The organism is Massilia timonae, from assembly GCF_001866515.1.
Taxonomy (GTDB): domain Bacteria; phylum Pseudomonadota; class Gammaproteobacteria; order Burkholderiales; family Burkholderiaceae_D; genus Telluria; species Telluria timonae.
Genome location: NZ_JRYB01000001.1, coordinates 4,343,117 through 4,356,221 on the forward strand (window position 1 = coordinate 4,343,117; position 13,105 = coordinate 4,356,221).

Consider the following 13,105-nt stretch of genomic DNA (forward strand, 5'->3'; position numbering starts at 1 on the left):
CCTTCGCCGCAGTCGCGGCGCCCCTGGCCGATCACGATCCTTGCATCGCGACGCGCGTCGATCCGACCGCGCCGCCGTGCCCGCGATCGCGGCCGCGACACACTTTTAGCAAAATAACGAGGTAACACCATGGAATGGCTATTCGACCCGGCAATCTGGGCGGGTCTGCTCACACTCGTTGTCCTGGAAATCGTCTTGGGCATCGACAACCTGATTTTCATCGCGATCCTGGCCGACAAGCTGCCGCCGCACCAGCGCGACAAGGCGCGCCTGATCGGCCTGACCCTGGCCATGCTGATGCGCCTGGGCCTGTTGACCATCGTGTCCTGGCTGGTGACGCTGACCACGCCGCTGTTCGCGCTGGGGCCGTGGTCGCCCTCGGGGCGCGACCTGATCCTGCTGCTGGGCGGCGTGTTCCTGCTGTTCAAGGCCACGGTCGAGCTGCACGAGCGCCTGGAAGGCGTGACCCACGTCCATACCCAGTCGAAGGTGTATGCCAGCTTCGGCGCCGTGGTGGCGCAGATCGTGGTGCTGGACGCCGTGTTCTCGCTCGACGCCGTGATCACCGCGGTCGGCATGGTCGACGAACTGGGCGTCATGATGGCGGCCGTGATCATTTCGATCGGCGTCATGATCCTGGCGTCCAAGCCGCTGACCCGCTTCGTCAACGCGCACCCGACCGTGGTCGTGCTGTGCCTCTCCTTCCTGCTGATGATCGGCCTGTCGCTGGTGGCCGAGGGCCTGGGCTTCCACATCCCGAAAGGCTATCTGTATGCGGCGATCGGCTTCTCGATCCTGATCGAGACCCTGAACCAGTTCGCGCGCCGTAACTTCCTCAAGAACGAGGCGCGCCTGCCGCTGCGCGACCGCACCGCCGACACCGTGCTGCGCCTGATGGGCGGCAAGCGGCGCCAGGATGCCGAGCCGGACGGCCAGGACGAGCAGATCGACGAGGCGCAGGCCTTCGGCGTCGAGGAGCGCAATATGGTCAGCGGCGTGCTGACCCTGGCCGACCGCTCGATCCGCTCGATCATGACGCCGCGCTCCGAGATGTCCTGGGTCAACCTCGACGACGAGGCCGACGCCATCCTGCGCCAGCTGCAGGAGTCGCCGCACAGCCGGATGCCGGTCGGCCGCGGCCAGCTCGACAACCTGGTCGGCATCGCCCGCACCAAGGACCTGATCAGCCAGCTGGTGCTGCAGGCGCGCATCGACGACGTGGTCGACGACGGCAATGGCGCCACTGGACCAATCCGCAAGCCGATCCTGCTGCCCGATACCGCCGGCGTGCTCAAGGCCATGGACACGCTCAAGCGCGCCCACGGCCAGCTGGTGCTGGTGACCGACGAATTCGGCATCGTCCAGGGCCTGTTGACCCCGGTCGACATCCTGGAAGCGATCGCCGGCGAGTTCCCCGACGAGGACGAGCAGCTGGCGATCCAGCCCAAGGGGCCCGGCGAGTGGGAAGTCATCGGCACCGCCGACCTGCACCAGCTGGAGCAGGTGCTGGAGACCGGGGGGCTGGTCAGCAGCGACGACGACTACACCTCGCTGGCCGGCTTCCTGCTGGCGCGCTTCGAGAGCTTGCCGGAGCCCGGCCAGGAGATCGAGATCGACGGCCTGCGCTACCGCATCCTGAGCGTCGAGGAGCGCCGCATCGCCAGGGTGCTGGTCCGGCGTATCGCGGCCGACGATGCCGCGCAGGCCGCCTGAACCCGTTTTTTTACCGTAACCGTACCAAGAAGGACATCATGAAACGTACTCTGTTGTTTATCGCGACCAACCTGGGCATCATGCTGGTGCTGGGCATCACCGCCAGCCTGCTGGGCGTGAACCGCTTCCTCACCTCGAACGGCCTGGACCTGCCCAAGCTGCTGATGTTCGCCGGCCTGATGGGCTTTGGCGGCGCCTTCATTTCGCTGCTGCTGTCCAAGCCGATCGCCAAATGGTCGACCGGCGCCCGCGTCATCGCCCAGCCTTCGAATCCGACCGAGCAGTGGCTGCTGAACACGGTGGCGGCCCAGGCCCAGCGCGCGGGCATCGGCATGCCTGAAGTGGCCATCTACGAGGGCGAGCCGAACGCCTTCGCCACCGGCGCGACGAAGAACTCGTCGCTGGTCGCGGTGTCGACCGGCCTGCTGCAGTCGATGACCGAGCAGGAGGTCGAAGCCGTGCTGGCCCACGAGGTGGCCCACATCGCCAACGGCGACATGGTCACGCTGACCCTGATCCAGGGCGTGGTCAACACCTTCGTGATCTTCCTGGCGCGCATCGTCGGCTACTTTGTGGACGGCTTGCTGCGCAAGAATGACGAGGAAAACACCGGCCCCGGCATCGGCTACATGGTCACCGTGATCGTGTGCGAGATCGTGTTCGGCATCCTGGCCAGCATCATCGTGGCCTGGTTCTCGCGCCAGCGCGAGTTCCGCGCCGACCGCGGCGCCGCCAGCATCATGGGCCAGCCGCAGCCGATGATCGCGGCCCTGCGCCGCCTGGGCGGCATGGCCGAGGGCGAGCTGCCGAAGAACATGAGCGCGTTCGGCATCTCGGGCAAGGGCGGCGCGCTGGCGCTGTTCTCCAGCCATCCGCCGATCGAGGAGCGGATCGCGGCCCTGCAGGCGCGTTAATCGTTCGGGGCGATGCCCGGCACGCCGGCGCGGATGGCGCGCGAATAGTCGTCGGCGTCGCGGTCGGACTTGCGGGCGCGGGCATTGATGTGGCCGCGTTCGCGCAGCACCGCATACGGCAGGCCCGCGGTGAGCGCGCCCTGGTCGTAGGCATATTCGGCGAAATGGCCGGAGGCCAGCAGCCGGTAGTCGAGCGGCAGCGTCGGGTCGATATGGCGCGCCAGTTCGAACAGGATCGTGGTGCAGTTGCTGGTCAGGGTGTTGTAGAACTCGGGCTGGCCGCGCAGCCGTTCGGCGCGCGCCAGGTAGTCGAGCAGCACCGAGCGCAGCTGCGCCGGCGTCGCGCGCAGCCGGTACAGGTAGACCTGCTCGCCGCGCGCATTGCTGCGCGTGCGGATCAGGTCGCGCTCGTCGGCGGCGACGATCACCTGCTCGAACTTGCGGAAGAATCCGCCGAGCGCCGAGAACGTTTCGTCGCGTTCCTTGCGGATCTCGAGCGAGAACACCAGTCGCTGGCCGTCGCTGAAGCCGAACGACACCAGCGTGTGGGCGATGTGCGGCCCCATCCAGTACGACAGGATCAGGTCGGCCGACTCGAGGCGCGACAGGTCGTAGCGCCGGGTTTCCCAGCGCGGCGTGTAGTCGGTCTCGGTGCGCCACTCGAAGGCGCGCACATTGCGCAGTTCCAGGCGGTCGCCGTCCACCGTCGATTCCAGCAGGCGCGCCACGTCGTCGGCCCATGGGCGATCGTGCGACGGCGCGAGCGACTGCCACCATCCCAGCAGCGCGAGCGCCGCCAGCGCGCCGGCCAGCAGCAGCCTGCGTTCGTGCCGCCAGCCCGGCGTGCGCGCCAGGACCAGCGCCACGGCCAGGCCGAGCAGGGTCCAGGCGCCGCCCAGGGCCAGCGCGAGCGCCGGCGCCAGCTGGAACCACAGCGCCAGCGCGCCCCAGGCCGTCGCGGCCACGACCGCCAGCGCCGCCAGGCTCCTGGCCAGCCGCTTCCAGTTCACTGCGCTTCCTTCGCCGCTGGCGGTTCGGGCAAGAACCAGTTCAGCAGCAGCGCGCACAGGCCGCCGGTGGCGACGCCGGATTCGAGCACATTGCGCACCGCGCCCGGCATATGGGCCAGGAATTCGGGCACCTGGGACACGCCCAGCCCCAGCGCCAGCGAGACCGCGATCACCAGGAGCGCGCGGCGGTCGAGCGTGACGCTGGCCAGGATGTTGATGCCGGCAGCGGCGACCGCGCCGAACATGACCATGGCGGCGCCGCCCAGCACCGGTTCGGGCACCGCCTGGATCACGCCGGCGACCGCGGGAAACAGGCCCAGGATCACCAGGAACAGGGCGATCCACATGCCGACGTGGCGGCTTGCGATGCCGGTCAGCTGGATCACGCCGTTGTTCTGGGCGAAGATCGAACTGGGGAAGGTGTTGAAGATGCCGGCCAGCAGGGAGTTGGCGCCGTTGACCAGCACCCCGCCCTTGATGCGCGCCATCCACAGCGGCCCTTCGACCGGCTGGCGCGAGACCTTGCTGGTGGCCGTCACGTCGCCGATCGCCTCCAGCGAGGTGACCAGGTAGATGACGATCATCGGGATGAACAGCGACCACGAGAAGCCCAGGCCGAAGTGCAGGGGCGTGGGCACCTGGAACAGCGGCGCCTCGTGCATGCCGCTGAAGTCCAGACGGCCCATCCAGCCGGCCAGCGCATAGCCGACGCCGAGTGCAATGACGATGGCGGCGCTGCGCATCCAGACCACCGGCACCCGGTTCAGGATCACGATGATGGCCAGCACCACGCCGGACAGCAGCAGGTTCTCGCCGTTGGCGAAGCTGCCGCCCGCCATGGCCGCATAGCCGCCGCCCATGCTGATCAGGCCGACCTTGATCAGGGTGAGGCCGATCATCAGCACCACGATGCCCGTGACCAGCGGCGTGATCAGGCGCTTGACGAAGGGCAGCACGCGCGAGACGCCCATCTCGATGAAGGAGCCGGCCACCACGACGCCGAAGATCGCCGCCATCACCGCCTCCACCGGCGTGCCCTGCTTGACCATCAGGGCGCCGCCGGCGATCAGCGGGCCGACGAAATTGAAGCTGGTGCCCTGCACGATCAGGAGGCCCGCGCCGAACGGACCGAAGCGGCGGCATTGCACGAAGGTGGCGATGCCGGAGACCACCAGCGACATCGAGACGATCAGGTTGGTGTCGCGGCTCGATACGCCCAGCGCCTGGCAGATCAGCAGGCCCGGCGTGACGATGGGGACGATGATGGCCAGCAGGTGCTGCAGGGCGGCCAGCATGCCGAGCAGCGGGGGCGGGCGGTCGTCGAGGCCGAGGATCAGTTCCGGGTGGGTCTGCTGGGAGTGCGGTGTCGACATGGGGAACGGCTGGCTGAGTAAAGAGGCGATTCTACAGGCAGACGGGCGGCGCGGGCGGCCGGCGTTGTAGAATGCGCCCTTTCACGGGGAGAGAGCAGGGCATGGCGGAGCTGACGATATCCAGGATCCTGCACGCGGGGTATGTCTTCGAGTGCGAGGGCAGGCGCATCGCCTTCGACCCCATCTTCGAGAACCCGTTCAGCCGCAACTGCCATGCCTTCCCCGAGGTGCGCTTCGACCTGGAGGCCATCCGGCGCCAGCGTTTCGACGCCGTGTTCATCTCGCACTTCCACGACGACCACTGCTCGCTCGACAGCCTCGACCTGCTGGAGCGCGCCACGCCGATCCATCTGTATTGCCAGTTCGAGGCGCTGTTCGACATGCTGCGCCAGCTGGGCTTCACGAACGTGCACGCGCTGGCGCTGGACCAGGCGGTCGAGGTCGGGCCGTTCACGGTCATCCCGCGCGAGGCGATGGATATCGACGTCGACTCGATGTTCCAGGTGCGCGCCGCCGGCATGAACGTGCTGAACGTGGTCGACTCCTGGATCGACGACGACACGCTGGGCCAGCTGGTCGCGCAGGGGCCGTGGGACATGGTGCTGTGGCCGTTCCAGACGATGCGCGAGCTCGAGGTGCTGGCGCCGTCGCGCCACGCCGCGGCGCCGCCCGGCCTGCCCGAACAGTGGCTGGTCCAGCTGCGCGCGCTGGCGCCGCGCTACATCGTGCCGAGTTCCTGCCAGTTCCGGCAGGAGCCGTGGTCCTGGTATAACCGCGCCTTCTTTCCGATCTCCTACGCCCGCTTCGCGCACGAGGTGGGAGCGGCCTTGCCGGAGGCGCGGGTGGTGCGCCTGAACCCCTCGGTGTCGGTGCGTCTCGACGCCGCCGGCCTGCACCCGGCGCCGCCGCTGGTGTGGGTCGTTCCGGTGGGCGAGCAGGACGTCGATTACGCCTATGCCGGCAATGCCGCGCCCCCGTCCACCGGCGAGATCGCGCGCCATTTCGCGCCGTTGAACGCGCAGGAACAGGCGCGCGTGACCGAATACTGCCGCCGGGAACTGGTGACCAGGTATGGCGACATCGAAGCCGGGTCGGTGTATTTCGACCGGCCCCGCATCTGGCGCCTGTCGCTGTTCGACCATGCGGGCGGGGCCTGCCACTATCATTATCGCCTCGAAGGCGACAGCGCGGAACTGCTGGACGGCGCCGCCGGCCCGCTCGGCTGGAGCACCGAGGTCCCGGCCGCCAAGCTGTATGCGGCGCTCGAGCTGGGCGAGTCGCTGACCTCGATGTACATGCGCATCAATGACGAGCGCTTCGCGCCGGATGCCGAGCGCGAACTGATGGATGCCGACGTGGTCGACGATCCCTTGATCCGCTGCCTGTTCGGCGATACCTTCGGCGCCTACCAGGCGGCCCAGCTGCGCCGCCTGCTGGCGCGCTAGCTCACTCGCCCACCGCGCTCGACGCCACCCGGGCCAGCGACTGGCCATGGGGGTTGCTGACGCTGTGCGAGACCAGGATGTCGACCGGCGTCGCCGCCCGGCCGTAATAAGCGTGGTTGCGGCCGTCATCGACCGAGATGACGGTGCCGTCGAGGTTCAGGCCGCCGTACAGCCCTTTCGAACGGGTGTACACCACCATGTCGGCATTGATCGGCGCCCCCGTGCCGGCGCCGACCGGGCCGGCCGCGACGCTCACGTCGCCGCCGAGCTTGAACGACGTCGACAGCAGCGAATTGACGCCTTTCTCGCTCATTATCAGGGCCACCATCTCGGACGCCTGGGCGCCGGCCTGCAATCCCACCGAGCCCGCGGCGATGCGGTAGAAGGCCGGGCCGGCCCAGGTTTCGCCATCGCGCGAGATGAGCACCGCCGAGCCGCCCGAGCCGCCCACGATGAAACCGGCCTGCACGATCTGGGGGCTGATCAGCACCGCCTTGGCGCTTCCGACGTGCTCGCGGAACCAGGTCATGTCGGGGTCGCGCACGAAGTTGGCCAGGGTGGCCTGGGCCGCGTCGACCTGGGCCTGGGTTTCGTCGCGGGTCGGCTGACTCGTGCAGGCGGCGAGCCCGAGCGCGGCAACGGCGGCGATTACGCAGCTGCGCCGCGTCGTGTTGTGCAATGATGTCGGCATGATCACCTCGCAGGTGGCGGTAGGGTGGGGAGCGGCTCGAAGTCGCCCGGCTTCCAGGCGCCGTCGAAGGCGGCCGGTTCGGGTCCGTAGATACGAAAGTAGGCGAACCAGCCCTGGCCGGGAATGGTCTGGATCCACTGCGCCTCGTGGCCGGGCGGGGCGTCGGGGCCGAAGCGCAGCTCGGCCACGTCGTCGCGGGCGGCGCCAGCCAGCTCGAACAGCGAGCGCAGCGCGGCCTTGCCCTGGGCGGTGGCGACCTGGCTGCGGGTGCCCGCGTCGTACACGGTCACCGACCAGAACAGCTTGCCGGGCACCGGCTGCGGCACCCGCAGGCGGTAGTGACGGCCGCCGTCCAGCCAGGCGCCGCCCGCATCGCGCAATCCAAGCCAGTACACCGAGCCGCCGCCGGCGCTGCGGCGGAACATGGCCGGCGAGGCGGCGATGGCCTGGAAGAACCATTTGTCGCGCGCATGGGTGTCGGTGTAGTCTGGCGTGTCGAAGGAACCGTTCTCGAAGCGCAGCGCGGCCCATTCCCACCGGCGGTCGGGCCAGACCACGCGGTCGGGACGGCGGTCGGCGAAGGACAGCACCCGCATCTGGGCGCAGCCGGCCATGGCGGCATCGATCAGTATGCCGCGCATGCGCGCGTCGGGCGCGAAGGGCGCGCCGCGCGTGATGCCGAGGGCGGCCAGCTCGCCATAATGTTCGCGCCAGGCGGCGAGCGGCGGCTCGGCGCGCACCACGGCGGCCAGCGTTTCCCAGAAGCGCAGCGTGTCTTCCCAGGCATGGGGCGTCGAATCCTGCGGTGCGGGCGTCATGTCGAGCCACTCTGGCGTGCGCCATTGCGCGTCCGCCCGCAGCGGATGGACCTGGATCCGGCGCAGCAGCGCGAAGGCGCCGGCGACGTCGCCATCGACCGGCAGGGCGCGCGCGGCGCCGATCACGCCGAACGAGGTGGCGCTGGCCACGTGGTAGCCGTCCGGGATGTCGCCAGCGTAGCCGGGCGGCAGCAGCAGGTGGCGGCCGCCCATGCCGGCGTCCGGTCCGGGGATGCCGATATCGGCGATCGGGCGCTGATTGATGTCGATCACGGCGCCGACCAAGGGGCCGGGCGGCAGTTCGAGCACCAGCGGGCCGGCGCGCAGGTCGAGTGGGATCGCGCCGTAGGGCGTGTCGGAGTTGAGCGTATAGCCCACGTGGCGGGGCTGGGTATCCATCAGTCCGAATACCCGGTTCGGCGCGAGCCCGATCCTGGCATTGCTCTCGACGATGGCGGCGCACGACACCGTTGGGTAGAACACGCGGTACAGTTGGAGGGCACGCGCCATGTCCATGTCGTCATAGGCCTGGCGCACCGTCTGTGGCGTCGGATAGCCGCCGTCAACATCGTAGGCCGACGCCATCAAGCCTGCCTTGCGCTTCAGATCCATCGTTCATCCTTTCGCGGCGGATTGCCCGGGCAGCACAGCCTAACGCCACCGCGCACGCCGGCGCTATTGGACTTTCGTCCAACACGGTCATTCCTTGGGACCATGGTCCAATGCCGCTGCGCGGCCGCCGCGGCTAACATCGATGGACGGTCGGCGCACCGGTGACCGGGCGCTGTATGGGAGACGATATGGACTTGCTGCACGAACTGGTGGCGCTGGCCCTGCACGCAAGCCTGCTGCTGCTGGCGCTGGGCATCGGCCTGGACATCGCCAAGGGCGACGGCCTGTACGTATTGCGCCGTCCGCGCCTGCTGCTGCGCGCCCTGCTCGCGGTGGTGGTCGTGGTGCCGCTGGTCGCGGCGCTGCTGGTGGCGCTGCTGCCGCTGAAGGAGTCGGTCGAGATCGCGATCGTGTTGATGGCGGTGTCGCCCCTGCCGCCGATCGTGCTGGCCAAGGAGATCCGCTTCGGCGGGCGCAAGCCCTACGCCTATGGCCTGCTGGTGGCGGTCGCCTTGCTGTCGATCGTGACGGTGCCGGCGGCGGTGGCGATCCTGGCCTGGCTGTTCGACGCCCACGCCGCGGTGGCGCCGCTGGCGGTGGCGCAGCTGGTGTTCGTGTCGCTGTTCGTGCCGCTGGGGCTCGGCCTGGGCCTGCGCGCGCTGGCGCCCGGCCCGGCCGTGCGCGCCGCGCCGTTGGTCGGCAAGTTCGCTTTCGGCTTGCTGGCGCTGGCCTGCCTCCCGGTGCTGGTGACCGCGGCGCCCGAGCTGGCGCGCCTGGTCGGCGACGGCACGGTGCTGGTGATCCTGGCCGTGGTGCTGGCGGGCCTGGTGGCCGGCCACCTGCTGGGTGGGCCGGAGCCGCACGACCGCGTCGCGCTGGCGCTGTCGTGCGCGACCCGCCATCCCGGCATCGCGATGCTGGTCGCCAGCGCCAATTCGCTGGGCGAACAGGTGCGGGCGACGGTCCTGCTGTTCGTCGTCGTCGGCCTGCTGGCGGCGCTCCCTTACCAGCTCTGGCTGCGGCGCCACGCGCTGGTGCCGCAGTGAGGAGAAGACGATGACGCCCGTGCTGCCATCCTGGACCGACGGCCCCGCCCGCGACGGGATCATCGATTTCGTGCGGCGCGTGACGGACGAGGAATCGAGCGCCCACGTGCCGCCTTCCGGCCGGATCGCCGTGTTCGACAACGACGGCACGCTTTGGTGCGAGAAACCCGGTCCGATCCAGGCCGAATTCCTGTTCCGCCAGCTCGCGCGCATGGCCGAGCGCGACCCCGCGCTGGCCGCGCGCCAGCCGTGGAAAGCGGTGCTGGCGCGCGACTATGCCTGGCTGGGCGCCGCCATCGAACGCCATTACCGGGGCGACGACACCGCCCTGCACGCCATGGTCGACGGCCTGTTGCAGTGCTATGTCGGCCTCAGCACCGACGACTTCGCGCGCGCGGCCGGCGACTTCCTGCGCGGCGGGCGCCATCCCGAGCTGGGCCGGCCCTATCTCGAGTGCACCTACGCGCCGATGACGGAGCTGCTGCACTATCTGGCGGGGCACGGCTTCACCAATTGCGTCGCCAGCGGCGGCACGCGCGACTTCATGCGCACGGTGACCGAGGAGGTGTATGGCATCCCGCCCGAGAACGTGGTCGGCAGCTCGGTCGCGCTCGAGTACCGCGAGGACGTGGGCGACATCGTCCACACCGCCGCGGTCGAGGTGTTCGACGACGGGCCGATGAAGCCGGTGCGCATCTGGAGCCGGCTGGGACGGCGTCCGATCTTCGCCGCCGGCAACGCCAACGGCGACATCCAGATGCTCGATTACTGCGCGCGCGGCCCTGGCGCCTCGATGTGCCTGCTGATCCACCACGACGACGCCGAGCGCGAATATGCGTACACCGGCGGCGCCGAAGAAGCCTTGCTGCGCGCGGCGCGCGATGGCTGGACCGTGGCGGGCATGGCCGGCGCCTGGCGCACCGTGTTCGCGCCGCCCGCGGGAGCGTTGCAATGAAGCCCGGCTCCAGGCCCTGGCCGACGCTGGCGCTGCTGGTGGCGCTGGCGCCCAGCCTGTCGTGCGCCGCGCAGGGACCGACCGCGTTGCAGGACAACCCGCAGGCGCGCGTGGGCGATGCTGCGCCGCAGGAGCCCGCGCGCTGGCCGCGCCAGGTGCGCGCCGGCGCCGTCACGCTCACCATGTACCAGCCCCAGCTCGACGCCTGGGATGGCGCGCGGCTGCAGGCGCGCGCCGCCGTCGGCGCCAGCGCCGGCGAGCCGCCGCGCACCCGCTACGGCGTCGTCACGCTCGAGGCCGACACCCTGGTCGACAAGGGCACCCGCAGCGTGACCCTGGTGCGGGCCCGCATCGTGCAGTCCGAGTTTCCGTCCGCCTCCGCCGCCGAGAAGGGCGCCTGGGAGGCGGCGATCCGCGCCGAACTCGAAGGCCGTTCGCGCACCATCGAACTCGACCGCCTGGAGGCGGACCTGCAGGCGCTCGGCGCCGGCCGCGCGAGCGCGCAGGTAGCCCTGCGCAACACGCCGCCGCGCTTCGTGTTTTCCACCGTGCCTGCGATCCTGGTGGGCATCGACGGCGCGCCGGTCTACCGCCGCCTGGCGGGGCTGCCGCTCGAGCGCGTGATCAATACCCGGCCGTTGCTGCTGCGCGATGCGCGCGGCGTGCACTACCTGAAGATCTTCGACGGCTGGATGAGCGCCCCAAGCCTGGACGGCCGTTGGAGCGTGCTGGCGGCGCCCGGCGCCGACCTCGAACGGGCCTGGCGCCAGGTGGCGGACGCGCACCTGGCCGATCCCTTGAGCGGCCAGGCGTCGCCGGACGATCCGGCGCCGCGCCTGGCCGCCGGCGCGCCGGCGCTGGTCTTCGCCACCGCGCCGACCGAGCTGGTGGTGACCGAAGGCGCGCCGCGCTATGTGCCGATCGCCGGCACGCGCCTGCTGTACGTCGACAACACCACCGGCAACGTGTTCAAGTCGACCCTTGACAGCCGCACCTATGTGCTGGCCTCGGGGCGCTGGTTCCGCGCGGTCGACGAGGGCGGACCGTGGGAATACGTGGCGCAGTCCGCGCTGCCGCCCGATTTCGCGGCGATTCCCGACGACAGCGCCAAGGAAAACGTGAAGGCCTCGGTGGCCGGCACCGCCCAGGCGCGGGAGGCGGCGATCGCGGCCGCCATTCCACAGACGGCGACCGTGCAGGTCGCCCAGACTACCTTGCCGACGCCGGTGTTCGATGGACCGCCCCAGTTCCGGCCGATCGCCGGCACCGCGCTGCGCTACATCGTCAATACCGCCACCACCATCATCGAGGCCGGGCCGGCCAGCTACTACGCGGTGCAGGACGGCGTCTGGTTCACCGCCAGCGCGCCCGCCGGCCCGTACCGGGTGGCGACCAGCGTGCCGTCCGAGATCTATGCGATCCCGCCCGAGTCGCCGCTGTACTTCGTGACGGCGGTGCGCATCTACGGCGTCGACGACGGCAGCGTGACGGTCGGCTACACCCCGGCCTACCAGGGCGCCCTGGTCGATCCCGGGAGCGGCGTGGTGGTCTATGGCACCGGCTATGCCTACCAGCCCTGGATGGGCAGCTACTGGTATGGCGTGCCGGTCACCTACGGCTATGGCGCGTCGGTGGCCTATACGCCCTGGACCGGCTGGGCGGTGGCGTTCGGCCTGGGCTGGGCCTGGGGCGCGGCCGTCTCGTCCTGCGGCTGGGGCTGGGGCCCGTATCCCTACTGGGGCGCGTGGGCGGCGCCGGCATGGGGAGGCGCAGCCTATGGCGCGCGCGGCGGGGCCGTGGCCTGGGGCGCGCGTGGCTGGGCCGGCTATACGGGGAATATCTATTCGCAGTGGGGCAGCCGCGCCAGCGTGGGCCGCGCCGCGGGCGGTTTCGATGCCTGGAGCGGCAACGCCTGGGCCAGCCGGGTCGGCTCTTCGTACAACTCGCGCACCGGCGTGGCCACCGCCGGCCAGCGCAGCGCGGTGCGCAATGTGTATACCGGCGAGTTCGCGGCCGGCGCGCGCGGCGTGGCCCAGGGGCCGCGCGGCGCCGTGGCCGCCGGCGGAAGGGGGTCGCGGCCGACCCCGCGCGCGGCGTCGCCGCCGCCGGCCGGCGCGGCGTGATCGCCGACCCGGTCGGCGGCAGGGCGGTGCAGGGGGCAAGCGGCGTGGTGGTCGACCGCGCCAGCGGCCAGGCCGAACGGGTGGCCGGCGCACGCGGCGCCGGGGGGGCGCGGTGGCGCGGGTCGGCAACGACATGTACGCCGGGCGCGATGGCCAGGTGTATCGCAATACCGGCGCCGGCTGGGAGCGGCACGGCGCCCAGGGCTGGAGCGCCGCCGAGGGCAGGGCAAGCCAGGGCGCCGCGACGATGCGCCAGCGGCTCGACGGCGACCGCGGCGCGCGCCAGTTCGGCGAAATGCGCACCCGGAACTTCGAACGCTCCTCGATGAACCTGCAGCGCAGCTTCGGCGGCCATCGCGGCGGCTTCCGGCGGCGCTAGCCACGACCAAGCGAGTGCGGAGACAT

At 70.5% G+C, this 13,105-nt stretch carries 11 protein-coding genes; 7 read left to right on the forward strand and 4 right to left on the reverse strand.

Going from position 1 to position 13,105, the window contains the following annotated elements; genetic code table 11:
• Positions 1 to 129: 129 nt before the first annotated feature.
• Positions 130 to 1,713, forward strand: a complete 1,584-nt coding sequence (locus tag LO55_RS18405) for a TerC family protein (RefSeq protein ID WP_005670472.1) — start codon at positions 130 to 132, stop codon at positions 1,711 to 1,713.
• Between the two features lie 38 nt (positions 1,714 to 1,751).
• Positions 1,752 to 2,627, forward strand: coding sequence for a protease HtpX (htpX, locus tag LO55_RS18410; RefSeq protein WP_005670474.1), 876 nt, complete (start codon positions 1,752 to 1,754; stop codon positions 2,625 to 2,627).
• On the opposite strand, the gene LO55_RS18415 is transcribed toward htpX, so the two are convergent.
• Positions 2,624 to 3,637 (reverse strand): Lnb N-terminal periplasmic domain-containing protein, encoded by a 1,014-nt coding sequence (locus tag LO55_RS18415; protein WP_071362585.1) that lies wholly within the window; start codon positions 3,635 to 3,637, stop codon positions 2,624 to 2,626. The genes htpX and LO55_RS18415 overlap by 4 nt on opposite strands.
• The gene (locus tag LO55_RS18420; RefSeq protein WP_071362586.1) at positions 3,634 to 5,010 is read right to left on the reverse strand and encodes a uracil-xanthine permease family protein; all 1,377 of its coding nucleotides are present in this window, start codon (positions 5,008 to 5,010) and stop codon (positions 3,634 to 3,636) included. Before LO55_RS18420 ends, LO55_RS18415 begins: the two co-directional genes overlap by 4 nt.
• A 101-nt stretch (positions 5,011 to 5,111) precedes the next feature.
• Between LO55_RS18420 and LO55_RS18425 the strand changes: the two genes are divergently transcribed.
• Complete coding sequence (locus LO55_RS18425) at positions 5,112 to 6,455, forward strand: MBL fold metallo-hydrolase (protein ID WP_071362587.1); 1,344 nt, start codon at positions 5,112 to 5,114, stop codon at positions 6,453 to 6,455.
• 1 nt (position 6,456) lies between these two features.
• On the opposite strand, the gene LO55_RS18430 is transcribed toward LO55_RS18425, so the two are convergent.
• On the reverse strand, positions 6,457 to 7,146 hold the full coding sequence (locus tag LO55_RS18430) for a lipid-binding SYLF domain-containing protein (RefSeq protein WP_071363854.1): 690 nt from the start codon (positions 7,144 to 7,146) through the stop codon (positions 6,457 to 6,459).
• A gap of 2 nt (positions 7,147 to 7,148) precedes the next feature.
• Complete coding sequence (locus tag LO55_RS18435) at positions 7,149 to 8,576, reverse strand: DUF1254 domain-containing protein (protein ID WP_143054555.1); 1,428 nt, start codon at positions 8,574 to 8,576, stop codon at positions 7,149 to 7,151.
• A 188-nt stretch (positions 8,577 to 8,764) separates the two neighbouring features.
• On the opposite strand from LO55_RS18435, the gene LO55_RS18440 reads away from it, so the two are divergent.
• The 4 genes from LO55_RS18440 to LO55_RS18455 all read left to right on the forward strand — a co-directional run bounded on the left by LO55_RS18440 (position 8,765) and on the right by LO55_RS18455 (position 13,079).
• A complete protein-coding gene (locus LO55_RS18440; RefSeq protein ID WP_177185546.1) occupies positions 8,765 to 9,622 on the forward strand; it encodes a Na+-dependent transporter in 858 nt (285 codons plus the stop codon).
• Positions 9,623 to 9,632: 10 nt separating this feature from the next.
• Positions 9,633 to 10,577, forward strand: coding sequence for an HAD family hydrolase (locus LO55_RS18445; protein WP_218145986.1), 945 nt, complete (start codon positions 9,633 to 9,635; stop codon positions 10,575 to 10,577).
• Positions 10,574 to 12,700, forward strand: coding sequence for a hypothetical protein (locus tag LO55_RS18450; protein ID WP_071362588.1), 2,127 nt, complete (start codon positions 10,574 to 10,576; stop codon positions 12,698 to 12,700). Before LO55_RS18445 ends, LO55_RS18450 begins: the two co-directional genes overlap by 4 nt.
• A gap of 133 nt (positions 12,701 to 12,833) precedes the next feature.
• Positions 12,834 to 13,079 carry a hypothetical protein gene (locus LO55_RS18455; RefSeq protein WP_143054556.1) on the forward strand — a complete coding sequence of 82 codons (246 nt, stop codon included), beginning with the start codon at positions 12,834 to 12,836 and terminating at the stop codon, positions 13,077 to 13,079.
• Positions 13,080 to 13,105: the final 26 nt, after the last annotated feature.